This window comes from Amycolatopsis sp. NPDC058278, assembly GCF_042881395.1.
Taxonomy (GTDB): Bacteria; Actinomycetota; Actinomycetes; order Mycobacteriales; family Pseudonocardiaceae; genus Amycolatopsis.
The window spans coordinates 44,116-68,468 of the sequence record NZ_JBHVXZ010000024.1 but is presented as its reverse complement, the minus strand read 5'-3'; the positions used below and the strand labels follow the sequence as shown (position 1 = coordinate 68,468).

Genomic DNA, 24,353 nt, shown 5'->3' with positions numbered 1-24,353 from the left:
CGTAGTCGCCGCACCCCCGCGGCGCGTTTCGCCGAATGCCCTGTTCGGGGCACGTTCACACCGGTATCCGCAGCCGGTCGGGCCCGGTCGCGGCCCACGCACCGCGGAGGGCTCCGCCATCGTCCCCGGCGAGCAGATCCAGGGTGAACGCCACCGTCAGCCGAGTCCAGACCCGGGCGCGGCGCAGCATCGCGTGGCCCTCGTTGGCGATTTCGAACCGGGCGACGCGGGCGGCGACGCGCGCGGCCCGTTCGGCGTAGGCGTGCGACTCCGCCGGGCTCGTCATCCGGTCGCGGGTGCCGTGCACGACGAGCACCGACCGGCCGGCGACGGCCTCGACCGGCTCGCCCCGCGGCGTCCACGGCGCGAGCGCGCAGACCCCGCGCACGGCCGGGTCGTCGGCCACGCGCAGCGCGACCCGTGCCCCCATCGAGTGACCGACCAGCACGACCGGCAGGCCCGGGTGGTCGGCGTGGATGCGTTCGAGGGCCCAGCGGGCGTCCTCGACCGGATGTTCCGCGGGCGCGTTCCAGCCGTACCGGCGGTTGCGCAGCAGCCGCACCTCGACGCCCTCTCTCCGGCCGGCCCGGTGCAGGGCGCGCGCGATCGGCACCATCCTGAGATAGGCCGGTTTCCAGGGCGGCACACTGCCCGCGCCCCGCTCCGCGCCGCCGTGCAGCACGAGCACGACCGCCCGGGTCCGCCCGCGCGCCCTCCACACGGACACCGCCGGATCCACCTCGCCCACCCTCGTCCTCCTCTTCCCCGCATCCGGGTCAACCTCGGTCCCCCGTCCGGCTATTCCACCGTGCGAAGTGGTCCGCACGGTAGATTCGGCGCCCGATCCCCGACGGAAGGGTGGGTGTGGTGAGCGCCACGGAGATCGCCGGCAGCATCGCCCGGCAGCTGGCGGAAGTCGAGCAGGTCAACGCCGAAGCGGTGCGGGCCGCGGCGGACCTGGTGCTGGGGGTGATCCGGGCCGACGCACTGGTCTACACCGCGGGCGCCGGGCACTCGCTGGCCGCCGTCGCCGAAACGTTCTACCGGGCCGGCGGGCTGGCCTGCGTCTACCCGCTCTACCACCCGGAGCTGCTCCCGCTGCACGGCGCGGTGTCCAGCACGCGGACCGAGCGGCGCAGCGGCCTGGCCGCGGAGGTGCTGGCCGAGCGCGCGCCGGGGCCGGACGACGTGCTGGTGGTGTTCTCGACGTCCGGCGTCAACCCCTACCCCGTCGAGCTGTGCATCGAGGCGCGCAAGCGGGGTGCGGCGGTGATCGCGGTGACGTCGCGGGCGTGCGTGGCCGCGGCGCCGCGGCGGTCGTCGAGCACGCTGGCCGAGCAGGGCACCGTGGTGCTGGACTCGCTGGTCGTCCCCGGTGACGCGAGCTACCCGCCGGACGCCCCGCGCACCGCGCCGCTGTCCACTGTGGTCAACGCGTTCCTGTGGAACCTGGTGCTGGCCCAGGTCTACGACCGCGGAACGGCCGAGGGCCTCGACGTCCCGCTGTGGCGGAGCTCCAATGTGGAGGGTGGCGACGAGGCGAACGCCGCACTGCTGGCGAAGTACGGCGAAATCGTCCCCCGGCTGCGGTAGTTCGTCGGAAAGCACCGGCCGGGCAGCTCTTGACGGGCATGCCCGGCCGTCCTAGCTTCGACATACCGACTGGTCGGTGTGGACCGGTCGCTCCCGGAGGAGGTCCGATGGACGGTGCCACGGCGACGGTGCACGGCGAGTGCGCTCCCGGCTTCGAACCGGTGCGCGAGGCCTTCGAGGAGAACTTCCGCTCCCGCGGCGAGCTGGGGGCCGCGTTCACCGCCATCCGGCACGGCGAGGTCGTGGCGGACCTGTGGGGCGGCTGGTCCGGACCGGAGCGCGCCCGGCCGTGGCAGCCGGACACGCTGGCCAACGTCTGGTCGACGACCAAGGGCATGACCGCGCTGTGCGCGCACAAGCTCGCCGACGCGGGCGAGCTCGACGTGGACGCACCGGTCGCGAAGTACTGGCCGGAGTTCGCCGCGGCCGGGAAGGCGGAGATCCCGGTGCGGTGGCTGCTTTCGCACCGTTCGGGCGTGCCCGGGATCGGCCTGGACCGGCCGGTGCGGGTCGAGGAGCTGTACGACTGGGAGCTGATGACGTCGCTGTTCGCGGCCCAGGAACCGTTGTACGAGCCCGGGTCCGCGGGTGGTTACCACGCGCTGGCCTACGGCTGGCTCGTCGGCGAAGTCGTCCGCCGGGTCGCCGGGCAGGGCATCCGCGAGTTCTTCGCCGAGCAGGTCGCCGGGCCGCTGGGCGCGGACTTCTCGATCGGCCTGCCCGAGGACGCCGACCTCGATCGGTGCGCGACGCTGGTCGACCCGGTCATGACGGAGGAGATGGCGAACGCGCTGGCCACGGCGTTCGCCGCCGCGGGCCCGGTCGCGCAGGCCGCGTTGATGAACCCGCGCGTCCAAGGCCACGACGCCAACGATCCGGCGTGGCGGCACGCGGTCATGCCGGCGTTGAACGGCCACGGCACGGCCCGCGCGATCGCGACGATCTACGCGGCGATCGCCGACGGCACGCTGCTGTCCCCGCCCGCGCTGGCCCGCGCCCGCGAAAGCCAGGGCAAGGAGATCGACGCGGTGCTCGGCCTCCCGAACGAGTGGGGCCTGGGCTTCTACCTCGGCAGCGACGCCCGCGGCTTCGGCCCCAACCCCGCGGCCTTCGGCCACGACGGCCTCGGCGGCTCCACCGGCGCCGCCGACCCGGAGAACGGCATCGCCTTCGGCTACACCCTCAACCAGCTCGGCCCCCTCATCCGCGACGACCCCCGCAAAATGGCCCTGGTCCAAGCCCTCTACGAGTCCCTTCCGAACACGTAACCCACGTGATCGGGGCCGTAACTCGCGTGACTGGGGCCGTAACCCACGTGACTGGGGCCGTAACTCGCGTGATCGGGGCCGTAACTCGTGAGTTACGGCCCCAATCACGCTGGATCCGGCTTCAGTCACGCGAGTTCCGCGGCTGATCACGCCACGGCGGGTTCCTGGTCGGCGAACTGGGTTGCGTGGAGGGTGGCGTAGCGGCCGTTGGCGGCCAGGAGCTCGTCGTGGGTTCCGCGCTCGACGATTTCGCCGTGTTCCAGGACCAGGATCTGGTCGGCCGCGCGGACCGTCGACAGCCGGTGGGCGATGACCAGGGCCGTGCGGCCGGCCAGTGCGTGCGTCAGTGCCTCGCCGACGGCGGCTTCGGACTCGGAATCCAGGTGCGCGGTCGCCTCGTCCAGGATGACGACCTTGGGCTGGGCCAGGAGCAGCCGGGCGATGGTCAGCCGCTGGCGTTCGCCGCCGGAAAGCCGGTAGCCGCGCTCGCCCACCGTCGTGTCGAGGCCGTCGGGCAGCGAGTGCGCCAGCTCGCCCAGCCGGGCCCGCTCCAGCGCTTCCCAGATCTCGTCGTCGGTGACGCCGGGGCGCGCGTACGCCAGATTGGCGCGGATCGTGTCGTGGAAGAGGTGCCCGTCCTGCGTCACCACGCCGACGGTTTCCCGCAGGGAAGCGAAAGTCAGCTCCCGGACGTCCACATCGGACAGCCGCACCGAACCGGAGTCGACGTCGTAGAGCCGCGGCAGCAGCGAAGCGATCGTCGACTTCCCCGCCCCCGAGGACCCGACCAGCGCCACCATCTGCCCGGGTTCGGCCCGGAACGAGATCCCGTGCAGCACCTCTTCGCCACCGCGGTGGTCGAGCGTGGCGACGTCTTCCAGCGACGCCAGCGAGTACCGGTCCGCCGCCGGGTAGCCGAAGCGGACTCCCGCGAACTCGACCGAGACGCCACCGGAGGCGGAAAGCGCACGCGCGGCGGGCTTCTCCTTGATCATCGGCTCCAGGTCGAGCACCTCGAAGACCCGCTCGAACGACACGAGCGCCGTCATGACGTCGACGCGGACGTTGGCCAGCGCGGTCAGCGGCGCGTAGAGCCGGGTCAGCAGCAGCGCCAGCGCGACGACGGTGCCGGGCGCGAGCTTGCCGGTCAGCGCGAGGTAACCGCCGAGGCCGTAGACGAGCGCCTGCGCCAGCGCGGAAACCAGGGTCAGGCTGGTCATGAACCAGCGGGTCAGCATCGCGGTCCGGACGCCGATGTCCCGCACGCGCCCGGCCCGCAGCCCGAAGTCCTCCGCCTCCTGGACCGGCCGGCCGAAGAGCTTCACCAGCGTCGCGCCCGGCGCGGAGAACCGCTCGGTCATCTGCGTGGTCATCCCGGCGTTGAGGTCCGCGGCTTCCCGCTGCAGCCCGGCCATCCGGCGGCCGAGCCGGCGCGCGGGGATGACGAAGATCGGCAGCAGCACCAGCGCGAGCAGCGTGACCTGCCACGACAGCGTGAGCATGACGGCCAGCGACAGCGCCAGCTGGATGACGTTGGTGACCAGCCCCGACAGCGTCGCGGTGAACGTCCGCTGCGCGCCGATGACGTCGTTGTTGAGCCGCGAGACCAGCGCGCCGGTGCGGGTGCGGGTGAAGAACGCGATCGGCATGCGCTGGACGTGCTCGAAGACCGCACGCCGCAGGTCGTAGATGATGCCCTCGCCGATGCGCGCGGACTGCCACCGCTCGATCAGGCCGAACCCGGCGTCGGCGACAGCCAGCGCGGCGATCACCACGGCGAGCCAGACGACCACCGTGACGTCGTGACCGCCGACGATCGCGTCGACCACCTTGCCCGCCAGCACGGGCGTCGAGACGGCCAGCACGGCCGAGACGACGGTCAGCACGAGGAAGGCCAGCAGGCGCCGCCAATGCGGCCGGGCGAAGCGCGCGACGCGCTTGAGCGTGCCGCGCGTGAGCGCTTTCGGGGTGTCGCCGGCGCGCATCGCCGAACTCCACAGCCCCCACATGTTGTCCACGGGAAACCCCCAGGATCAGAAACCTCTACATTAGCTGAGGTTTTCGCCGGATATGACCTGGACAACGCCCTCGCTGTCCGTTTGCTTCCCGATGTCGTTCACTCGGTGCGAACGACCTGCCGCAGGGCCGCGCGCAGCCGCTCGGCGTCCTCGGCGGAGAGCGGTTCCAGCAGGAGTGCCTCGGCCTTCCGCGTGACTTCCACCCCCGCTTCGCGGACGCGCTCCCCCTCGGGAGTCAGCAGCACCAGGCGCTTGCGGCGGTCGCCCGGCGCGACCTCGCGCCGGACCAGGCCCTTGGCCTCCAGTTCGTCGACGAGCGCGACCATCGTCGTCCGGTCGACGCCGAGCCGGACCGCGCCGTCCTGCTGCGACCGCGCCGGCCCGTCACCGAAGAGCGTCAGCAGCGCGAGCTGCCGCCCGGTGACGCCGAGCGGGGCGTACAGCGGCTCGGCCAGCTCGGCGAGCCGCAGCTGCGCGTGCTTGAGCAGGTAGCCGAGCCGCTGGGTGACGGCGAGGGGCGCGCTGGACATGCGCCGACCTTACACCTACGCTGATCGTCAGTATCACTGATGATTTTACTAACTGACGATCAGGAGTTCCCCATGACCACCATCGGGCTCAAACCGCCCCAGCAGCACATCGGCATCGCCGCGCTCCGCGAGATCTGGGCGATCGCCGACGACGCCGGCTTCGACGGCTGCTGGGTGTTCGACCACCTCGCGCCGATGGGGCCCGACCGCACCGGCGACGTCTTCGACGGCTGGAGCCTGCTGGCCGCGATGGCCGAAGCCACCACGCGGGTGCGGCTCGGCTGCCTGGTCTCCGGCAACACCAACCGGCACCCGGGCACGTTCGCCAAGATCACCGCGACCGTCGACCACCTCTCCGGCGGCCGGCTCGACGTCGGCCTCGGCGCGGGCGGTGACACCCTGACCGACGCGATGATGGGCACGCCGACGCCGTCCGCGGCGGAACGCGTCGAAAGGCTGGCCGAGACCTGCGAAATCCTCCGTCTGCTGTGGACCGCGCCGGTCGCCGACCACCACGGCCGCCACTACCGCCTGACCGGCGCGATCAGCGATCCGAAGCCGCTGCAACGACCGAAACCCCCGCTGTGGCTGGGCAGCAGCGGCGAAAAGCGCGGTCTCCGCGTCGTCGCCGAGCACGCCGACGTCTGGCTCAACGCGGCCCTGCCCGGCACGGAAACCGCCGAGCTGCGCCGGCTTTCCCGCGTCCTGGACGAGCACTGCGCGGCGGTGGGCCGGGATCCGGCGACCGTCCGCCGCGCCGTGCAGTTCCGGCTGCCCTCCGATGCGGACAGCGCCCTGCGGCTCACGCAGAGCTACCTCGAGGCCGGATTCACCGAACTGGTGCTGATGCCCGCCGGCCGCGACGACGGCGTCGCGGCCTCCGAAGCGTCCTATAATATTCTCCCCCGCCTGCGAGACGTCGGCTGAACCGGGCGGTGGTCCCCTCGGTAGCCTGACGCCGTGGGAACGGAGGTGGGCCAGGCGCCCGCATGGCGGCGCGCGGCCCGGCTCTTCACGGCGCCGTCGCGCACGGCAGAGGCCGCCCCCCTGCGCTGGGACCTGGGGTTCTACCTGGCCTGCCTGGCTTTCGCGCTGCCGACGGCGCTGGTGTCCGAGTTCTACGGCTACCGCATCTGGGGCACCTTCGCCACGGTCGCGTACGGCTTCGGCGCGGCGCACAGCGGCTACCTGCTGCTCTCCGCACGAAGCGGACGTACGCCGCGTGGCGTACCCGGTTCACGCTGGTGCGGCATCGCCGCGGTGGCACTGTTGGCGATGATCCTCCCGTTGGCGCTTCTGGTGATTCGGCGACTGACCGGAGTGGACTGGCTGATCACGCCGTTCTCGTGGGCCGCGCAGCCCGAGGTCTGGGTGATCGAGCGGTCCGCGGATCTGCTGCTGCACCGCGGAACCCCGTACGTCGACGTCACCGCGCTCGGCCGGCCGCCCGTGGTAAACGATTACACGCCTTACGGCCCGGTGATGGCGGTCTTCGGCCTGCCGCGGGCGCTGTTCGGCGGCACCCCGCTGACCGACGCGCTCACCGACGCCCGCTGGATGTTCGCCCTGGCCGCCTGCGCGTGCGTGCTGGGCACGCTGAAGCTGCTGAAGTGGCCCCGGGTGCCGGTCGGTGCCGCGCAGCTCGCGCTGGCCTGCCCGCTCACCGCGCTCACCTGGGCCGTGGCCGGCCCGGACCTGGCGATCGTCGGCCTGCTGGTGCTCAGCTGCGCGCTCGCGGCCACCGGGCGGGTCGCCTGGTCGGGCCTGGTGCTGGCGCTGGTCGTCAGCGCGAAGCTCATCGTCGTGCCCGCGGCCGCGATATTGGCGGTGCTCGTGCTGGTGCGCCGCGGACGGGATCGCCCCGAAACAAGGCTGGACTGGGCGGCACTGGGCCGGTTCGCGGCGGCGCTGGTGGCGACGACGGCCGCCGTGCACCTGCCGGTGTACCTGGTGGATCCGGCGGCGTTCGTCGAGCACGTCTTCCGGTTCCCGCTCGGGATGGGCGTGGTGCGGTCGCCCGCGGCCAGCCCGCTGCCGGGCCACCTGATCGCCGAGACCGGCCCGTTCGGCCAGGTGGCGGCGTTCGTGCTCGTCGGCGCCGCGGCCGTGGCGATGGTGGTCTGGCTGGTGCGCCGGCCCCCCGCGAACGGCTCCGGCGCACTGCTGCGCACCGCCGTCGGACTCGGCGCGTTGATCCTGCTCACCCCGGCCACCCGGTACGGCTACCTGGTGTACCCGCTGGTCCTGCTCGGGGCCCACCTGGCCTTCCGCGTGGCCGAAGTTCCCACTGCGCCCCCCGCGCAGCAGTCCGCGACTACTTCTTCTTGACCCTGGTGGCTCCGCCACGCCCCCGCAGCTGGACGCCGGACTCCGACAGCACCCGGTGGACGAACCCGTAGGACCGCCCCGTCGACTCCGCGAGCGCCCGGATGCTCGAGCCCTTCTCGTATTTCTTCTTCAGGTCAGCGGCCAGCTTGTCGCGCGTGTTGCCGGTGATCCGCGCGCCTTTCTTGAGATCAGCCACGTCGATCGCCTTCCCGCCGAGAGTGTTCTGGGCCACATATCGGCCCCTGCCGGGGCAATGATCGAACACTGAGCGCCGGAATGCCAGACGACAGACGCGAAACAGCCGAAATTGCGATCACATTGGGCCATTCCAGTGCTCTACGGCGAGTGATCTTGCACCCGAATGGACGCACGGCTCACGCGAGCTGGACAAGTTCGAGGTAGTCCGCCGACCAGTGGTCCTCGGTCCCGTCGGGCAGCAGGATGACCCGCTCGGGCTCCAGCGCCTCGACCGCGCCGGGGTCGTGCGTCACCAGGACGACGGCACCGGCGAAGCTGCGCAAGGCGTCCAGGACCTGGGCCCGGCTGGCCGGGTCGAGGTTGTTCGTGGGCTCGTCGAGCAGCAACACGTTGGCAGCGCTGGAGACCAGGCCCGCCAGCGCGAGCCGGGTCTTCTCACCGCCGGAAAGCGTGCCGGCCGGCTGGTCGAGTTGTTCGCCGGTGAAGAGGAACGAGCCCAGCAGGTTCCGCAACTCCTGCGCGCCGGTGTCCGGAGCGAGATGTCGGATGTTTTCCCACACCGACGCGTCATGATCAAGAGTTTCGTGTTCCTGTGCGTAATACCCCAAACGCAATCCGTGACCCGGAACGACGGATCCGGTGTCCTGGGTTTCCATTCCGCCGAGCAGCCGGAGCAAAGTCGTCTTTCCCGCGCCGTTGAGCCCGAGTACGACAACCTTCGAACCGCGGTCGATGGCGAGATCGACGCCGGTGAAGATTTCCAGCGAGCCGTACGACTTCGAGAGGCCCTCGGCGGTGAGCGGGGTGCGGCCGCAGGGCGCGGGCTCGGGGAACTTGATCCGGGCGACCTTGTCGGCGTGGCGGGTGTCCTCGAGGGAGGACAGCATCTGCTCGGCGCGGCGCGCCATGTTCTTGGCCGCCACGGCCTTCGTCGCCTTCGCCCCGAGCTTCGCGGCCTGCTGCTGCAGCGCCGACGCCTTCTTCTCGGCGTTGGCGCGTTCACGGCGACGCCGCTTCTCGTCGGTGGCGCGCGCGTCGAGGTAGCGCTGCCAGCCCATGTTGTACAGGTCGAGCTCGCCGCGGGTGGCGTCGAGGAACCACACCTTGTTGACCACGTCGGCCAGCAGTTCGACGTCGTGGCTGATCACGACCAGGCCGCCGTCGTGCTGCTTGAGGAAGCCGCGCAGCCAGTTGATGGAGTCGGCGTCGAGGTGGTTGGTCGGCTCGTCGAGCAGCAGGATGGTCTCGGACTTGCCGCCGGCGCCGGCTTCGGCCGCGGCGAACAGGATCCGCGCCAGCTCGACGCGGCGGCGCTGACCACCGGAAAGCGTTCCCAGCGTCTGCGCGAGGACGCGGTCGGCGAGGCCCAGGTTGGAGCAGATCCGCGCGGCTTCGCTCTCCGCGGCGTACCCGCCGAGGGAGGCGAAGCGCTCTTCGAGCCGGGCGTAGCGGTTGATGGCCTTGTCACGCGCGGCCTCGTCGACGAGCTCGGCCATCGAGGCCTGCGCCTTCTCCATGTCGCGCATCAGCTTGTCCAGACCACGCGCGGAGAGCACGCGGTCCTTCGCCGTGACCGACAGATCGCCTTCGCGCGGGTCCTGCGGCAGGTAGCCGAGCTCGCCGGTGCGGCGGACGTCGCCCGCGTGCGGCTCGCCTTCACCGGCGAGGACCTTCAGCGAGGTGGTCTTGCCCGCGCCGTTGCGGCCGACGAGACCGATGCGGTCGCCGGGCTGGATGCGGAGGGTGACGCCGTTGAGCAGGATGCGCGAACCCGCGCGCAGCTCAAGGCCGGTGGCCGTGATCAAGGGAAACTCCCGTGGAAAAAGGGCGAATGGAGGACAGCGTCAGGCGACCGATGGGGTCGCGGCGTCACTCCAGCTGGATATCCACGGAGTCCAGTGTACGGGCCGGGCGCCAGCGGATTTTCCGGACGTGTGCGGACTCACCCGTCGCGTAGCGTGACCTGCTCGGACAGCGCGCGCTCAGCGGCTTCTTCGAGGACGGCCCGGCTCGGCTCGGCGACCTCCAGCACGCGCGGTTCCGCCCGCGCGAACAGCCGGGCCAGCCGGCGGTCCGCACGCAGCTCGTCGAGCGCCCGGCGGTCACCGCCCAGCACCACGGCATCCACTTCGGACAGCCGGGGCACGAGCACTTCGAAGACGTCCTTCGCCGCGTCCTGGAGCGCGTGGCGCGCCTGGCCCGCGCGACGCCGGGCGAAGCGCTGCTGCGACCACCCGCCCGCGGCGGAACGGCCCTGCACGAGGTGCCGGGCCGTGCGCGAGACCTCGATCCGGCCACCGCGTGCGATGCCGACGCTGTGGCCGCCCCGCCGCACCAGCACGAGCGCGATGCGCCGTGGCGCCAGCGCGTGCGCCACGAGGGCGTCGAGGGAAGGCTCCGCGAGCGGTCCGAAAGGGACGGTCGCGGTGGCGGTGGTCCCGTCCGCCGCGGTCACCCGGACTTCGTGCGGCGTGGCCGCGGTCGCCACCGCTCCCCCGTGCCCGCCGGCGAACCGCTCGAACCAGCCGGCGAGGCGGTCCGGCGGCACCTCGACGGCGCGTCCGCCACCCGGGACCTGCCGTGCCTTCGCCACGGGGAAAACGGTACGGGGCCGCCGCGGTGATCGCGACGGCCCCGTACCGGTGGTAGTGCGTTACAGCGGGTGCACCGGGCCGTTGTTCGTCACGGCCCGCACGTTCGACGGCGCGCCGGCCGCCGCGGGCTGGACGAACCCGTTGATGTGCAGCGCGACCGAACGGATCGAGCCGGCGTCGCCGCCCGCCGCGTCGACCACGCCGAACGTCCACGTGCCGTCGACCGCCGCGCCGGCGAGGTTGCCGGCCAGGGCCTGCGTCGGCCGCCAGGTGCCGGTGAACGGCGCGTTCGCCGAGGTCACCGTGCTGAACGCGGCCGCCGCGTCGTCGGCGAAGACGACCTTGCACAGGTTCTTGCCGGAACCGCCGTTGCGCTGGAACACCGTCGCCTTGGCACCCGAAGGCGCGGTCAGCGTGCCGACCAGGTCACCGACGTAGGAGTGGTTGAGCCCCACCGTCGTCGAGGTCGGGTCGGTGCTGCACGTGGTGCCGTCCACGGAGAACGACACCTTCGACGCCCGGCCGACCCCGGTGACCGGGATGGTCACCGACGCCCCGACCGGGCTGTTGTCCGGGATCGCCACCGGCTCACCCGCGTAGGCGAAGTCCTGCGCGACCGGCGACGGGGTGCCGACCGGCAGCGCGAAGGACGTCGTCGTCGGCGAGTGCGCGCCGGCGAAGGTGACGCGGGCGTTCAGCACCACCGGCACGCCGAGCTGCTGGCTCGCCGGGACGGTGATGGTGAAGTCGTTCACGCCGGTCTGTCCCGGGCTGATGGTGCCGTAGGACTTCGAACGCGGCGCGACGGTCACGCCCGGGGTCGGGCTGGTGAGCACGACGCTGGTGGACACCGCGGTGCCGTCGCCGTCGTTGGTCACCGGCAGCGTCACCTTGGCGGTGTCGCCCGGGTCGAGCGCCGAGCCGCCGTCGGCCGGGGTGACCGTCGGCTGCTTCGCCACCGCGAGGGGCTGCGGGCTGGCGCCGGTGTAGGCCAGCACCTTGTCCGCCAGGATGACGCCGGCCCCGGTGAAGTTGTCGCGGCCGGGGGTTTCGATGTCGATCGCGGTGTTGATCAGCGCTTCGCGCACCTCCGCGGGCGGCAGGCCGGGGTTGCCGGACAGCACGAGCGCGGCGATGGCGGCCGCGTGCGGAGCGGCGGCCGAGGTGCCGAAGAACGGGTTGAACCCGGTGACGCTGGTCTGCACGCCGTCGGCCGCGGTGATCTCCGGCTTGTTCCGGACCTCGCCGCCGGTCGAGGACACGTTGCCCGGGGTGATCGGCGTGCCGTTGGCCTCGTAGAACACCCGACGCGGACCGTCGGAGGTGAACCGCTCGGCCTTGGTGGCGCCGCTGAACGAGCCCGGGTACGGGCCCGCCGGGTTGGCCGGGTCGCCCGGCTCGAGGGCCCGGCCGAACGCCTTGGCCGCCGGAGCCGCCGCGACGCTGACGGCGTCCCGCGCGGCCGAGTGGCCGACCGTCACGCCCGGGGTGTTGTAGGCCTTGAGCCCGTCGGCCGAGTCGGAGAACCGGCCGCGCAGCGCCGAAAGCGACAGGTAGCGGTTCTGGCCGGAGAACTTCACGACGGCCAGGCGCAGCCCGGTGCCGCCGAAGGCCGGCGTCTGCAGGATCTCGTACGGGTCCTGGGTGCCGTCCTGGACGTTCTGGCTGAAGCTGACCACGGCCCCCGCGGAGTTGAGCAGGTAGAGGTCGTAGTCGTTGGCGGACGCGCCGATCGGGTCCGACCAGTGCAGCGTCACCGGGACGCCGGCCGAGGACGCGTTCGAGATGGGCTCGTAGATCTGGTTGCCCGCCGCGCCGGCGAAGTTGTGCGCGGTGCCGGCGAACTTGCCGACCGACTTGCCGGAGTCGGCGAAGTCGCCTTCCCAGTGCCCGGCGGTGCCGCTGGCGACGTTGCCTTCGTTGCCCGCGGACGAGAAGTACAGCGCGCCGTCGGCGGTCACGTCGTTCACGGCCTGGGCGATGATCCAGTCCTGGAACGGCGATTCCTTGAAGTAGATGACGTCGTCGACGATGACGTCGCAGTGCGACTCGAAGCGGAGCCGGCGGATGTTGTCCGCGAAGCTCGCGTCCGAGTTGAACGCCGTCGCGAAGCCGAGCGCGGCGCGGGGCGCGAGGTCGTGGATGATCTCGAGCATCGCGGTGCCCTCGTCGTCCTGACCCTCTTGGCCGGGGAGGACGTCGACGTCCGGCGGGAGTTCGCCCTTGGCCTGCGAAGCGGCCAGGGAGTCGACGCCGTCGGACAGGGCGCACGCCTTGACGCCGACACCGGTGACGCCGAACTGCTGGCGCGCGAGGTCGGCGTTGTGCGCCCGGTCGCCTTCGCTGACCAGCGGCGCGGCCGCGGCGGCACTGCGCTGGGTCTTGGCGCTGATGGCCTTTTGCAGCTCGCCGGCGATGCGGTCGGCCTTTTGCTGCTTGGTTTCGGCCTTGGTTTCGGACTTGCCCGGCGTCGTCGCCGGCGTGGCCAGTTCCCGCGCGGTCATCGCCTGGTCGGCCTGCTCGACGCGCTTGACGTCGCCGCGGGCGGCGATCTCGCCGACCTTGTCCAGCGGCACTTCGGCGCGGACGCTGCCGTAGCGGTCGGACACCGCGCGGATGCCCGCCCCGGCCTTGGTGAGCCCGGCGAGGAGGTCCGGCGAGACCTTGCTCGCGCGGATGTCGACCAGGACGGTCCCGGCCGCGGAGACGGTGGCCCCCGACTGCAGTGCGTTCAGCTGCTTCCCCACGCCCTTGGCGGCGACGAGCAGCTTGCTGTCCACTTTGGATTCGGTGGCGGTGCGGCCCGCCTTGACCGCCTGCAGGGCGGCGATCTGCTGTTGCGCGGTTTCGCTGAACGCGTCCGGACCGGACGCTGGTGCGGCTCCCGCGACAGGCGGGGAAACCAGGCCGAGCGCGGCGAGCAGGGCCGCGGCACCGGCAGTGAGCACAGTGGATCTCGATCTATTGGAACGGGTACGGCGCACGGGCGCCCTCCGAATTCTCCAGGCGCGTGCCCCGACTCACGCTGACCGACGCCGGTGATCACCGGCTGAACCCAGTCAAGTACCGCGAGTTCTCCGTAAACATCAGCCGTTCGAGTGACAAAGGACGGATAATTTCCCGAAGGGGCCGGATGACGTAGGCCGTTCAGCGCAGCGGTGAACCGGTCACCGGACACGCACCGGACAAATGATCGTCCCACCGCCGCCCGCCAGGGGCGACCACGGACTGGGATGTCCACAAGCAACACACCGGACCGTGCAACCGGCGGGGCCACCGGGAGAATTCGTTACCGCGCAGGGACGGCGAGTTACGCCGGTCCGGTACGGCGCCCGCCGCGGGCTGCCGGCCGAACGGCGGCGGTGTCCCGCCGCGGCGGGACCGCCCGGCCAGGTGGGGAGCCGCGGGCCGGGCAGCCGTGTGGAGGCGCCGCGGAGCATCAGGCGGCGACCAGCCATGCCGGGTGCCGCGGGGCATCGGGCGGCGGGCGAATCCGGCTCCCGCCGCTTCCGGCAGCCGGCCCGGCGGCTCAGAGCACGAACGAATCCGACCACGGCTGCGCGGCCCGGCCGGACAGCGCGTCCAGCAGCGTCACCGCCTGCTTGTCCGTCAGCGAAGCCACGAAGTCGACCACCGCCCGCCCGCGGGCGAGCCCCCGCACCGCGTCCGCTCCCGTCACCGGCTCGCCCGTCGCCCCCACCAGCAGCTCCGGCGCCGTGCGGGCCAATCCGGTGTACTCGGCGCGGGCCAGCTCGACCAGGTCGTGCAGCCGGCGCGGCAGGCGGGACACCTCGTCGCGGTCGAGCAGCCACGCGTCGAGCGCGTCGACCAGGCTCGTCACCACTCCGGCCTGGCCGCGTTGGTGCAGCGCGAGGTCGGGGCGCAGCAGCACGAACCGGCGGTGCACGAACTTCAGCACCTGGACCTCGTGCCACTGGGCGGGCCGCAGCGAGACGTGTCCGGTGCGGGTGGACGGCGCGGGCAGCAGGAACACGCCGTCGACCAGGCGGGCCGTCCAGTTCGCGGAGAACGCCGCCGTGGCCTGTTCCGCCTCGATCGAGCCGTCGAACTCGCCGCCCAGCAGCCCGTCGACCAGCTCCGCGCGCACCCGCGCGACCGCGGCGGCGAACGCGTCGTCGTCGACGATCCAGGCGTCCTTGGCGTGCATGCGGCGGCGGAGGCGTTCCAGCGAGCGGCCCGGGCGGCGCAGGTCCGCGTACAGCGTCTCGTCGTCCAGCGACGCCAGCTCCACCGCGTGCTCGAGCCACTGCCCCAGCTCCGCGGCGACCGGCGCGTGCTGCAGGACGCCGATGCGGTGGAAGTCCTGCAGGTCGTGGATGGCGTAGGCGATGTCGTCGGCGGTGTCCATCACGGACGCTTCGACCGTCTGCTGCCAGCCTTCGACGCGGCCCGCGAAGGCCGCGCGCGCCTGCTCGAAGTCGTCGAGTTCGGTGGCGTAGGCGGAGAACTTGGCCGCGCCGGTGCCCGGCAGGTCGCCCGGCTCGGCCGCCCCGCGCGGGGGAACGGCCAGCTCGGACGGGTGCGGCGCGGGGTGGTGCAGCCGCAGCCACGGGTACTTCAGGACGGCGGCGCGCACCGCGGCCGTCAGGTCCAGCCCGATCGCCGACGGCCCGCGCACGTCGGTCGTGGTGATGATCCGGAACGTCTGCGCGTTGCCCTCGAAGCCGTCGGCGAGGCCGAAGCGGTGGCGGGCGATCCGGTCGAGCGTCTGCTCCCCGAGGTGCCCGAACGGCGGGTGCCCGAGGTCGTGGGCGAGCGCGGCGGCCTCGGCGACGTCGGGGTCGCAGCCGCCGAGCTTGTCGGCCAGCCCGGCGTCCGGCCCGCTGGTGACGCGCTCGGCGATGGCCCGGGCGACCTGCGCGACCTTGAGGCTGTGGGTGAGCCGGTTGTGCAGCAGCCCGGCGCCGCCGGCGCTGACGACCTGCGTCACCCCGCCGAGCCGCGCGAAGAACGGCGACGCGGCGATCCGGTCGCGGTCGATCCGGAACGGGCTGGTCGCCAGGTCGGTGAACCCGCCGACGTTCGCCACGGGATCGCGCCGGGCCGTCCGCGGGTCGGTCTCCTGATCCATGCGCCCGACCTTATCCGCCAGGTTCACCTGAACGGCGGCCAGGCGCGTGGGTACCCCGGAGGTATGCCCCGACGGATGGTCACGACACTGGCGGCGCTCGCGTTCGCCACGGCCGCGTGCGGTACCCCGCCCGGCTCGCCCGGCACGACGACCTCGACCACGGTCTCGACCGCGACTTCGACCTCGGCTTCCGCTCCGGCGAAGCTGGTCAAGGTCCCGGACGTCTCCGGCATGAACCACCAGGACGCCCAGAACGCGATGCAGCGCGCCGGGCTCTACAACCTGCGCGAGGTCGACGGCACCGGACAGGGCCGCGCGCTGGTGATCGACCGCAACTGGCGCCAGACGGGCCAGGACCCGGCGCCCGGCACCGAGGTCCCGGCCGACGCGGTGATCACCTTGACCGCGGTCAAGTACGACGACCGTTAGGCCTCCGGCGGGGTCGTGTACGCCTTCAGCGTGCGGTCGGCCGCCGCCCGGGCCTTGGCCGGGTCCGCGCCCGCCGCGACGTCGGCCTCGTACCACGCCTCGTTCGACGCCGTCATGAAGCGGATGCCGTCGGGCGACATCATCCAGGCCATCGCCGCCTCCGGGTCGACGGCCGTGCCCGGCGCGGACAGGTGCAGGACCAGGCCGACCAGCGCCCCGTCCCAGCCGATGCCGACCGCGCCCGGGCCGAACTCGTCCCAGCGCTCGTCGACGTGCGCCACGTGTTCCAGCTCGAACCGCGTGCCCGTCCCCTCCGGCGTCAGGCGGACCTCGATCCAGCTGACGTTGCCACCGAACTCCCAGGTGGCGGCGAAGCTCTTCGGCGGGTCGCAGCGCTCGACCGTGCCGCCGGCGTTGCCCTCCAGCTGGTACTTCCCGCCGACCTTCAGCTCGCCGCTGACCGGCAGGAACCAGCGCGGGATGCGCTCGGGGTCGGTGCAGGCGTCCCACAGGTCGTCGACATCGGTGTCGTAGACCTGGCTGATCGTGAGGACGCGGGCCTCCTTCTCCTCGATCACCCGGTCGCCGAGCGTCCGGCGGACGGCGCTGATCTGGTGGCTGACGTCGATCACGGATCTTCTCCTTGCTCGATGCGGCGCTCGCGCTTGCCGCGGGCGATTTCGGTGGCCAGCGCGTCCAGCGGCGGTGTCCAGTACCGGCGGAACCGGTCCAGCCAGACGTCGACGTCGCGCAGCGGATCGTGCCCGACCGCGTACAGCCGTCTCGTCCCGTCCTGGCGGACGACCGCGAAGCCGTTGTCCCGCAACACCTTCAGGTGCTGGGAGACGGCCGGCTGCGAGATGCCGAACTCGGCCCGGATCACCTCGGTCACCGCGCCGGCGGCCCGTTCGCCGTCGGCCAGCAGCTCGAGGATCCGGCGGCGGACCGGGTCGCCGAGGACGTCGAACGCGTGCACCCGGCCAAGGTACAAGTGTCGGCTTATATAAGTCAAGACTGAAACAGTTGCGCCGATGGGGGCAACCCCCGGTGAACATCAGCCGACATCGGTTCCGCTGCGGCGCGCGACCCGCGACGATCGGGCTGTGAAGTCGCCACGCGCGGTCCGCTTCGCCTTCCAGCCGCTGTACAGCCTCCACACGGGAGGCGTCGTGGCGCACGAAGCGCTGGCCAGGCCCGGCCGCGGAACCGTCCCCGAGCTGCTCGCGCAGGCGCGCCGCGACGGCAGGCTCGCCGAGGCCGACCTCGGGCTCGCGGTGGCCGCCGTCCGGCAGGACGCCGAAAACCCGACGTCGCTCCCCCTGCACCTGAACCTCTCGGCCCGCACCCTGGCCGCGCCGCCGGCGATGTACGACGACCTCCTCGAAGAGCTCGGCGACGCGGGCCGGCGCACCCGCGACGTCGTCCTCGAGATCGGGCCGCCGTTCGCGCCGCTGCCGTCCGGCCGCGCGCTCGCCGGCATGCGCGAGCTCACCGAACTCGGCTTCCGGCTCGCGCTCGACGGTCTCGGCCGCGGCGACCTGCCGCTGGGCCTGCTCGTCGAGGCGCCGATCGACCTGGTGAAGCTCGACCGGACCGTGCTGCGCGGGCTGCCGGACGACCCGGCACCGGCCGCGGTGGTCGAGGCGCTGCTGCACTACACGAACCGCACCGGCACGCGGCTCGTCGCGACCGGCGTGGAAACCGACGCGCAGCTCGACGCCGTCCGCGGCCTGGGCGTCCGGATCGCGCAGGGGCACCTCCTCGCGCCGCCGACCGCCGCCGGTCCCGCGCCGGCCCTGCTGACGCGCGGCCGCCCCACGACCGGGGCCCCGGCACCGTGCGTCGGCGACTTCCTCCGCCCGGCGACGACCCTGCCGGAAACGGCGACGTGCGACGAAGTCCGCGCGGTGCTCGCGGCGGCGGACGCGCCTTCGGGCGTGGTCGGGGTGGACGAGCTGCACCGGCCGCGCTGGTCGGTCGACCGGACCCGGTTCCTGGTGGCGGTCACCGGCCCGTACGGGCACGCGCTGCACGCGAGGCGCCCGGCCGCCCGGCTCGCGGACACCCCGCACACGATCGAGGCCCGCGCCGGCGCGATGGAGTTCCTCGAGCTGGTCACCGACGCCGACTGGGGCCGCACGGGCGACGACGTGGTCGTGGTCGACGAACTCGGCCGCTGCCTCGGCGTGGTGCTGGTGACCGAGGTGGTCCGCGGCGTGGCCGAGGCGAAGGTCGAAGCGGCCGCGGCGCTGAACCCGCTGACGCGGTTGCCGGGCAGCGACACGATCGCCCGCGACGTCGCCCGCCGCATCACGATCGGCGAGCCGTTCGTCGCGGCCTGGCTGGACATCGACGGTTTCAAGGCGATCAACGACACGGCCGGCTTCGCGGCGGGCGACCACCTGATCCGCGAGCTCGGCGCGGCTTTGACCGAGCTGGCCGGCGGCCTGCGGCGGATGCGCGTGAGCCACGTCGGCGGCGACGACTTCCTGGTGGTGTGCGACGTCGACGAGATCGCCACGGTGGCCGGGGCGGTGCTGGACCGCGCTTGGTCGGCGGAGGGGCGCCCGGTGACGGTGTCCCTGGCGACGCTGGTCTGCGCGAGCGGGGCGATCGGGTCGTACCAGGAGGTTTCGCGGTTGCTGGCGCCGCTGAAGAAGCGCGCGAAGGCGGTACCGGGCTCGAGCTGGGTGCTGAGCCGCCCGGGCTCGGAGCGGGTGGAAGTGCTGCGCGGCATCGGAACTCGCGGCCTGCAGGCGGCCGGCTAGCGCTCACTCCCAGTCGAGCGTCAACTGTGCCTGGACCGCCATCGCCGCCCAGGCCACGTACTCCTCGTGCCGCCAGCCGCACACCGCCGTCAGGTGGTCGTAGGCCTCGTGCGACATGATCAGCCCGATCGCGTCGGCGAGCCGTCCCGCAGAAGCACCTTCAGGCGCCAACCCGGCCGCCGAGAGGCGCTCCGCGATCTCCGACCGGCGCGCCAGTGCCAGCTCCGCGCGGGCCGCCGCCACCTCCGTATCCGCCGCGGCCGCCGTGGTGAACGCGCGCCAGATCGGCAGCGATCCGCGCACCCCCGCCGCCACCCGGGACACCACCGCCGGCAGGTCCGCCGGTCCGGCCGGGCCCGCCAAGGCGTCCAGGTTCACCGCGTCCGGGTCGCCCGCGAAGCCGTCGCGGAACGCGGCCAGCAGCAGCTGCGGCTTGCGGCCCGTCTGCGTCACCGTCTCCAGGCTCACCCCGGCTGCCGCCGCGATCTGCCGCATGCTCGTGCCCGCGTAGCCGCGTGCAGCGAACAGCTTGCCCGCCGTCGCCACCACGTGGGCCCGGGTACGCCGGGCGCGGGCCTCGCGCACCGGCGACTCGTAACGGCGCCGCGTGCCCTCGGATTCCGGTATCGTCACTATTGGATAGTACATCGTATCGGTCAATTCATCGGTCCATCGAGGGGGAGCCATGACTCGCGTACTCGTCTGCGTGCAGCCCGCGCGCGGTCACGCCGGGCCGACCAAGCCGATCGTCGGAGCGCTGGTCGCCGCCGGTCACGAGGTCGCCGTCGTCACCGGTGCGCGTTACCGGGAGACGTTCGAGGGGCTGGGCGCCACCGTCACCGTCCTGCCGGACGAGGCCGACTTCGACGAGACCGACCTGAACGGCACCATCCCCGGCCGGGCCGGGCGACGCGGGCTCGGTCTCGCGCGGTTCGAGCTGGCCAACTTCGTCCGCGCCATGCCCGCGCAGCTGAGCGTCATCGACGGGCACCAGGCCGACGTCGTGCTGTGCGATCCGCTGATGACGGCCGGGCTGGCCCTGGTCCGGCGCGAACGGCGGCCACGCCTGCTGACGCTGGGGTTCCTGCCGTTCATGCCCCCCGTCCCGACCGGCCCGCCCGGGCACCCCCTGCGCGGTGCGATCTTCAAAGCGCTCGTGCCGTGGGTGACCGGCCCCGCGCAGAAACTGGCGAAAGACCTGCTGGGTGGCGATCCGGGCATGCTGTTCACGGACTGGCCGCTGCTCAGCGACGGCGTGCTCCAGATGACCTGCCCGAGCTTCGAGTACCCGCGCCCCGGGGTGCCGCTGCACTTCATCGGGCCGACGACGGTCAGCGCGGCGAGCGAGCACCCGCTGCCGCCGTGGTGGGCCGACCTCGACGGCGGCCGGCCGGTGGTGCACGTGACCCAGGGGACGGTCGCGAACGACGACCTCGGCCGGCTCGTCGAACCCACCATCGACGCGCTGGCCGGCGAGGACGTCCTGGTCGTCGCGACGACGTGCGGGACGCCCCTGCGGCCCGGCCCGCTGCCGGAGAACGTCCGCGTGGCCGATTTCCTGCCCTACGACGAGCTGCTCCCCCGCTGCGCCGCCGTCGTCAGCAATGGCGGGTACGGCGGCGTCAACCACGCCCTCCGCTACGGCGTGCCGCTGGTCGTGGTCGGGGCCAGCGAGGACAAGCGCGAGGTCGCCGCCCGGGTCACCTGGTCCGGGGCCGGGATCGGCCGCGCCCGCGCCTCGGCCGCGCCGCGGACGCTGCGGCGGGCCGTCCGCGCCGTCCTCGATGATCCGCGCTACCGCACCCGGGCCCGGGAGCTGGCCGGCGAAATGGCCGCCGGGCCGGCGATGGACGAGGTGGTGAAGCTGATCACCGGCTGAGCGTCACGAGCCGTGCGCCGCCAGGTAGCCCGCGAACCGCTCGTCGACCTCCTCGGGCGTCAGGCCGAAGTCCGCCAGGCTGTACCGATGCACGGGTTTCCGTTCCCCGGTCCGGCTCGCCTCGTGCACCGCCGTCATCGCCGCCCGCGCCTCCGGCGTGAACTCCAGTCCGAAGTGGTCGTACACAGTGGACACGGTGCCGATCGGGTCCGCGACGAAGTCCTCGTACCGCACGTCGAGGAACTGCGCCGGGTCGTGGCGCGCGCGGGCCCAGCTGAATTCGTCGGCTCCGCGGGCCCACAGGTCCAGCTGCCCGCGGCCGATCACCTCGCCGCGGAACTTGTCCGACCAGCCGTCGGCGGCCTTCTCGGCGAGGCTGCACATCGACGCCATGATCGTGCGTGGCGCCCGGTGCGTCTGGATCACCAGCGCGTCCGGGTAGTTCGCCATCAGCGCGTCCAGCGCGAAGAGGTGGCTGGGGTTCTTGAGCACCCAGCGCTTGCCCGCGTCCGGCAGCCCGATCAGCTGCAGGTTGCGCTTGTGCCGGGCGTAGGCGTCCGTCCAGTCCTGTTTGGCCAGCCAGCGCGAGTAGCGCGGCAGGTGCGCGAGGCATTCGAAGGACACCGACCGCATCGACTGGCGCAGCAGCTGCCAGCACTCCTCCACCTGGTCGGCGGACATGTGGTGCACACCCATGAACTCCGGGTGCTCGACGTGGTGGCGTTCGTAGCCGGCCTGGATCCCCTGGAAGATCGGGTTGTCCGCCCACGAAGAACGCGGCGGCCGCGGCTGCGGGACCTCGGCGAGCCACACTTCGAGCCCCTGGTGCGCGGGGTCCTCGGCGAGCAGCCGGTGCAGCGCGGTCGTGCCGGTGCGCGGCAGCCCGGTGACGAAGATCGGCCGCTCCACGCGGACGTCCGCGTACCCCGGGTTCTGCTTCCACGACGCCTCGCTGAGCAGCCGCGCCACGAGCGCACCGCGCAGGAACGCCCGGTGCACCTTGTTGCCGTACGGCGTCAGTTCCGCGTCCGCGTCGTAGGACTCCAGCAGCACGCGCAGGCCTTCGACGTACTCGTCGCTGCCGAAGTCGCCGAGCCCGGTGAGCTTCGACGCCGAGGCGTGCAGGTCCTCGACGGTGCCGACGTCTTCGCGGCCGGGGAGCATCGATCCTCCTAGTGGTGGTACTCGCCGCCGTTGACGTCGAGGCACTGCCCGGTGATCGCGCGCGCCATCGGCGAGGCGAGGAAGACCACCGCGTCGGCGATCTCGTCGGGCTCGGGCAGTTTGCGCAGGTCGATCGTGGACGCCGTCTCGGCGTAGACGTCCTCCGGCGTGATGCCGCGTTCCTTGGCCAGGTAACCGAAGTACCACTGGAGGTTCGGCCCCCAGATGTACCCGGGCGCCACGGTGTTGACGCGCACGCCGTCCGGCCCCAGCTCGCTGGCGAGGCTCTGGGAGAGCGACAGCAGCGCCGACTTCGCCATCTTGTAGGCGCCGAACGTGCGCCGCGAGTGCCGCAGCACGGCGGAGTTGATCATCACCAGCGAGCCCTTGCTCTCCTTGAGCGCGGGCAGGAACAGGCGGGTCAGCCGGAGCACCGAAATCGCCGCGGTCTCGAAGCCCGCGCGGACGGCGTCGAGGTCCACGGTGGCCAGGTCGGTCAGCGGCGGGACGGCGAAGGCGTTGTGCACCACGGTGTCCACCCGGCCGAACGCCTCGACCGCCTCGCTCACCAGGTTCGCGGCGGAGTCCGCGTCGTCGATGTCGGTGCGCACCGCGACCGCCCGGCGGCCGAGGTCGGTCACCTCCTTCGCGACCTCGCTGAGCCGCGACTCGGTGCGCGCGGCGAGCACGACGTCCGCGCCGGCCCGCGCACTGCGCACGGCGATCGAGCGACCGAGCCCGGGGCCGATCCCCGAGACGACGACCACCTTGCCCTGCAACACGTTCTCCACGCTCACCCCAGCATCCGGGCGGCGACGGCGTCCTGCCGGGCCGCGATCCTCGCCGTCCACTGCTCCGGCGTCACGCGCGCGTCGGCGTGGTAGGGCAGCCGGTCGGGCAGTTCGTCTGTCTTGACCACCTCGACGACCGGGCCGTCGTCCGGGCCGAGGTCGCGGGCCAGCCGCTGCCAGCGGATCTGCACGTACCCGCGCTCGTGGCCGGTCAGCTCCAGCCAGTTCGCCAGGCCGGGGTCGCGCTCGGCGAGCACGAACCGGATCTTGCCGTCCGCGTCGACGCGGGCCTGGTCGGCGGTGAGGCTCGTCTGGTGGTTGATGTAGTCGAGCGAGACGTACCAGAGGCTGCCGAGCTGGATGCCCTGGTACGGCGCGTCCGCGCAGCGGGGCACGGTGACGATCATCGCCTCTTCGGCGCCGAGCTCGTAGTGCCCGGCCGAGGAGAACTGCGTGGTGAGCCCGCCCGGTGTCGAGCGCGGCTCGGTCATCGTGTTCACCGGCAGGTTGTCGTAGAACCACTTCGGGAAGGCCAGGAACGTCTTGAGCCGGCTCAGCAGGATCTTGCCGGTGACGCCGTAGCGCTTGGCCAGCGCGGACCGGTCCGGCACCGGCGGCGCCTGGCCCGCGGTGTCGACGCACCGGATGCGGATCTCGCCACGGCGTTCGGTGGCCCAGTCGCTGTAGACCTCGCGGACCACGAGCATCGACGAGCCCTCACCGAGGACGAAGTAGTTCGGGCCCGGGTTCTCGCGAGCCGGGCCGAACCGCAGCTCGAAGCGGCCGTCCGGGCCGATCTCGATCGCCCGGTCGTCGAACGCGGCGAGACTGTCGGGCACCTCCACCGGCGAGTAGTCGCCGTTGAGGACCTGGAAGCTCAGGTCGGCGGTGGTGCCGCGGACTCCGGTGACCAGGTACTCGCGGTCGGCGCGGATGTTCGCGTTGAAGTACAGGGTGTCCGGGTTGTCCAGGCCCATCTTCGTGTACGGCCCGGTGGACGCGGTGAAGTACGGGAAGTCGCGCTGGTAGGCCCAGGCCATCTGCAGCGACGCCCGGATGCTGCCCGCGAGGTAGTCGTAGCCCTCGAGGAGGCCCTGCCCGGTCTGCGCCGGTGGGGCTTCGGCGATCAGCTTCTCGGCCTCGACGATGGCGTCGGCGAACGGCCGGGTCAACGAGAACTCGTTCTCGATCATGCCGGGACGGCCCAGCGGTTCGCGAGCAGCCGGTAGCCCGGCAGGGCGTCCCAGGACATCATCGACTCGTAGGTCCGGACGTACCCGATGTGCGAGATCCGCCAGGCGCCGTCGTTGTCACGGCGGTAGGTGTCCTCGTAGAACGCGGCGCCTTCGATGATCACCTTGTGGTCGGGCACGATGACCTTGTCGGTGAACGACCACCGCCCGGTCGCGGTGTCGCCGTCGACGTCGATCTCCGGCTGACCTGCGTGGTGCACGGTGATGATGCCGTTGCCGAGGCTCTGGGTGAGGAATTCGACGATGGCGTCGCGGCCTTCGAACTGCTTGCCGTCGCTGCCCACGGCGCGCGTCCCGTAGTCGGCCGTGGCGTCGACGGTGAACGTGTCGGCGACCTCGTCCCACAGTTTCAGGTCCACCCCGCGCAGGTACCGGTACTTCAGCCGCTTGATCTCTTCGAGTACGACCAGGTCCATGCACACAGCGTCCCGCACCGCTTGACCAAAGA

The 24,353-nt window shown here is 72.4% G+C and carries 22 protein-coding genes; 7 read left to right on the top strand and 15 right to left on the bottom strand.

What is annotated here, in order from left to right; genetic code table 11:
- Window positions 1-55 precede the first annotated feature (55 nt).
- Complete coding sequence (locus ACFVYA_RS15275) at window positions 56-748, bottom strand: alpha/beta hydrolase (protein WP_387045381.1); 693 nt, start codon at window positions 746-748, stop codon at window positions 56-58.
- A 116-nt stretch (window positions 749-864) separates the two neighbouring features.
- Between ACFVYA_RS15275 and ACFVYA_RS15270 the strand changes: the two genes are divergently transcribed.
- Entirely contained in the window at window positions 865-1,593 is a 729-nt protein-coding gene (locus tag ACFVYA_RS15270; protein ID WP_387045380.1) for an SIS domain-containing protein, read from the top strand.
- A 107-nt stretch (window positions 1,594-1,700) separates the two neighbouring features.
- Window positions 1,701-2,861 carry a serine hydrolase domain-containing protein gene (locus tag ACFVYA_RS15265; protein WP_387045379.1) on the top strand — a complete coding sequence of 387 codons (1,161 nt, stop codon included), beginning with the start codon at window positions 1,701-1,703 and terminating at the stop codon, window positions 2,859-2,861.
- Between the two features lie 146 nt (window positions 2,862-3,007).
- On the opposite strand, the gene ACFVYA_RS15260 is transcribed toward ACFVYA_RS15265, so the two are convergent.
- Together ACFVYA_RS15260 and ACFVYA_RS15255 are read right to left on the bottom strand one after the other, a co-directional pair.
- On the bottom strand, window positions 3,008-4,879 hold the full coding sequence (locus ACFVYA_RS15260) for an ABC transporter ATP-binding protein (protein ID WP_387045377.1): 1,872 nt from the start codon (window positions 4,877-4,879) through the stop codon (window positions 3,008-3,010).
- A 98-nt stretch (window positions 4,880-4,977) separates the two neighbouring features.
- Window positions 4,978-5,409, bottom strand: a complete 432-nt coding sequence (locus ACFVYA_RS15255; protein ID WP_387045375.1) for a MarR family winged helix-turn-helix transcriptional regulator — start codon at window positions 5,407-5,409, stop codon at window positions 4,978-4,980.
- Between the two features lie 72 nt (window positions 5,410-5,481).
- Between ACFVYA_RS15255 and ACFVYA_RS15250 the strand changes: the two genes are divergently transcribed.
- Entirely contained in the window at window positions 5,482-6,336 is an 855-nt protein-coding gene (locus ACFVYA_RS15250; protein WP_387045373.1) for an LLM class flavin-dependent oxidoreductase, read from the top strand.
- Window positions 6,337-6,369: 33 nt separating this feature from the next.
- Complete coding sequence (locus ACFVYA_RS15245) at window positions 6,370-7,737, top strand: glycosyltransferase 87 family protein (RefSeq protein WP_387045371.1); 1,368 nt, start codon at window positions 6,370-6,372, stop codon at window positions 7,735-7,737.
- On the opposite strand, the gene ACFVYA_RS15240 is transcribed toward ACFVYA_RS15245, so the two are convergent.
- The 5 genes from ACFVYA_RS15240 to ACFVYA_RS15220 form a co-directional block, all read right to left on the bottom strand.
- On the bottom strand, window positions 7,724-7,933 hold the full coding sequence (locus ACFVYA_RS15240) for a helix-turn-helix domain-containing protein (RefSeq protein WP_003071237.1): 210 nt from the start codon (window positions 7,931-7,933) through the stop codon (window positions 7,724-7,726). The two genes, ACFVYA_RS15245 and ACFVYA_RS15240, sit on opposite strands and share 14 nt — an antisense overlap.
- 178 nt (window positions 7,934-8,111) lie before the next feature.
- The gene (locus ACFVYA_RS15235) at window positions 8,112-9,740 is read right to left on the bottom strand and encodes an ABC-F family ATP-binding cassette domain-containing protein (protein ID WP_285990102.1); all 1,629 of its coding nucleotides are present in this window, start codon (window positions 9,738-9,740) and stop codon (window positions 8,112-8,114) included.
- Between the two features lie 137 nt (window positions 9,741-9,877).
- Window positions 9,878-10,528, bottom strand: a complete 651-nt coding sequence (locus ACFVYA_RS15230) for an acVLRF1 family peptidyl-tRNA hydrolase (RefSeq protein ID WP_387045369.1) — start codon at window positions 10,526-10,528, stop codon at window positions 9,878-9,880.
- Between the two features lie 60 nt (window positions 10,529-10,588).
- Window positions 10,589-13,477 carry a S8 family serine peptidase gene (locus ACFVYA_RS15225; RefSeq protein WP_387045367.1) on the bottom strand — a complete coding sequence of 963 codons (2,889 nt, stop codon included), beginning with the start codon at window positions 13,475-13,477 and terminating at the stop codon, window positions 10,589-10,591.
- Between the two features lie 581 nt (window positions 13,478-14,058).
- On the bottom strand, window positions 14,059-15,621 hold the full coding sequence (locus tag ACFVYA_RS15220) for a deoxyguanosinetriphosphate triphosphohydrolase family protein (RefSeq protein WP_285990099.1): 1,563 nt from the start codon (window positions 15,619-15,621) through the stop codon (window positions 14,059-14,061).
- A gap of 75 nt (window positions 15,622-15,696) precedes the next feature.
- On the opposite strand from ACFVYA_RS15220, the gene ACFVYA_RS15215 reads away from it, so the two are divergent.
- Window positions 15,697-16,050: a PASTA domain-containing protein gene (locus tag ACFVYA_RS15215; RefSeq protein WP_387045364.1), complete on the top strand. Its 354-nt coding sequence runs from the start codon at window positions 15,697-15,699 to the stop codon at window positions 16,048-16,050.
- On the opposite strand, the gene ACFVYA_RS15210 is transcribed toward ACFVYA_RS15215, so the two are convergent.
- Window positions 16,047-16,682 carry an SRPBCC family protein gene (locus ACFVYA_RS15210; RefSeq protein WP_387045363.1) on the bottom strand — a complete coding sequence of 212 codons (636 nt, stop codon included), beginning with the start codon at window positions 16,680-16,682 and terminating at the stop codon, window positions 16,047-16,049. The genes ACFVYA_RS15215 and ACFVYA_RS15210 overlap by 4 nt on opposite strands.
- Window positions 16,679-17,026, bottom strand: coding sequence for a helix-turn-helix transcriptional regulator (locus ACFVYA_RS15205; RefSeq protein WP_285990096.1), 348 nt, complete (start codon window positions 17,024-17,026; stop codon window positions 16,679-16,681). The genes ACFVYA_RS15210 and ACFVYA_RS15205 overlap by 4 nt, the downstream gene beginning before the upstream one ends.
- A 127-nt stretch (window positions 17,027-17,153) precedes the next feature.
- Between ACFVYA_RS15205 and ACFVYA_RS15200 the strand changes: the two genes are divergently transcribed.
- Window positions 17,154-18,818 carry a GGDEF domain-containing protein gene (locus tag ACFVYA_RS15200; protein WP_387045360.1) on the top strand — a complete coding sequence of 555 codons (1,665 nt, stop codon included), beginning with the start codon at window positions 17,154-17,156 and terminating at the stop codon, window positions 18,816-18,818.
- Window positions 18,819-18,821: 3 nt separating this feature from the next.
- Here the strand turns inward: ACFVYA_RS15200 and ACFVYA_RS15195 are convergent, their stop codons facing one another.
- Window positions 18,822-19,451, bottom strand: a complete 630-nt coding sequence (locus tag ACFVYA_RS15195) for a TetR/AcrR family transcriptional regulator (protein ID WP_387045358.1) — start codon at window positions 19,449-19,451, stop codon at window positions 18,822-18,824.
- A 52-nt stretch (window positions 19,452-19,503) separates the two neighbouring features.
- Between ACFVYA_RS15195 and ACFVYA_RS15190 the strand changes: the two genes are divergently transcribed.
- Window positions 19,504-20,697: a glycosyltransferase gene (locus ACFVYA_RS15190; protein ID WP_387045355.1), complete on the top strand. Its 1,194-nt coding sequence runs from the start codon at window positions 19,504-19,506 to the stop codon at window positions 20,695-20,697.
- 3 nt (window positions 20,698-20,700) lie between these two features.
- Here ACFVYA_RS15190 and ACFVYA_RS15185 read toward each other — a convergent pair whose 3' ends face one another.
- Genes ACFVYA_RS15185 through ACFVYA_RS15170 form a run of 4 tightly spaced genes read right to left on the bottom strand, consistent with a single transcriptional unit; the run spans window position 20,701 to window position 24,321 of the window.
- Window positions 20,701-21,861, bottom strand: coding sequence for a sulfotransferase (locus tag ACFVYA_RS15185; RefSeq protein ID WP_285990092.1), 1,161 nt, complete (start codon window positions 21,859-21,861; stop codon window positions 20,701-20,703).
- An 8-nt stretch (window positions 21,862-21,869) separates the two neighbouring features.
- Window positions 21,870-22,658 (bottom strand): SDR family oxidoreductase, encoded by a 789-nt coding sequence (locus ACFVYA_RS15180; RefSeq protein WP_387045353.1) that lies wholly within the window; start codon window positions 22,656-22,658, stop codon window positions 21,870-21,872.
- The gene (locus ACFVYA_RS15175) at window positions 22,655-23,845 is read right to left on the bottom strand and encodes a hypothetical protein (protein WP_387045351.1); all 1,191 of its coding nucleotides are present in this window, start codon (window positions 23,843-23,845) and stop codon (window positions 22,655-22,657) included. Before ACFVYA_RS15175 ends, ACFVYA_RS15180 begins: the two co-directional genes overlap by 4 nt.
- Window positions 23,842-24,321: a nuclear transport factor 2 family protein gene (locus ACFVYA_RS15170; RefSeq protein WP_285990089.1), complete on the bottom strand. Its 480-nt coding sequence runs from the start codon at window positions 24,319-24,321 to the stop codon at window positions 23,842-23,844. Before ACFVYA_RS15170 ends, ACFVYA_RS15175 begins: the two co-directional genes overlap by 4 nt.
- Between the last annotated feature and the right edge of the window lie 32 nt (window positions 24,322-24,353).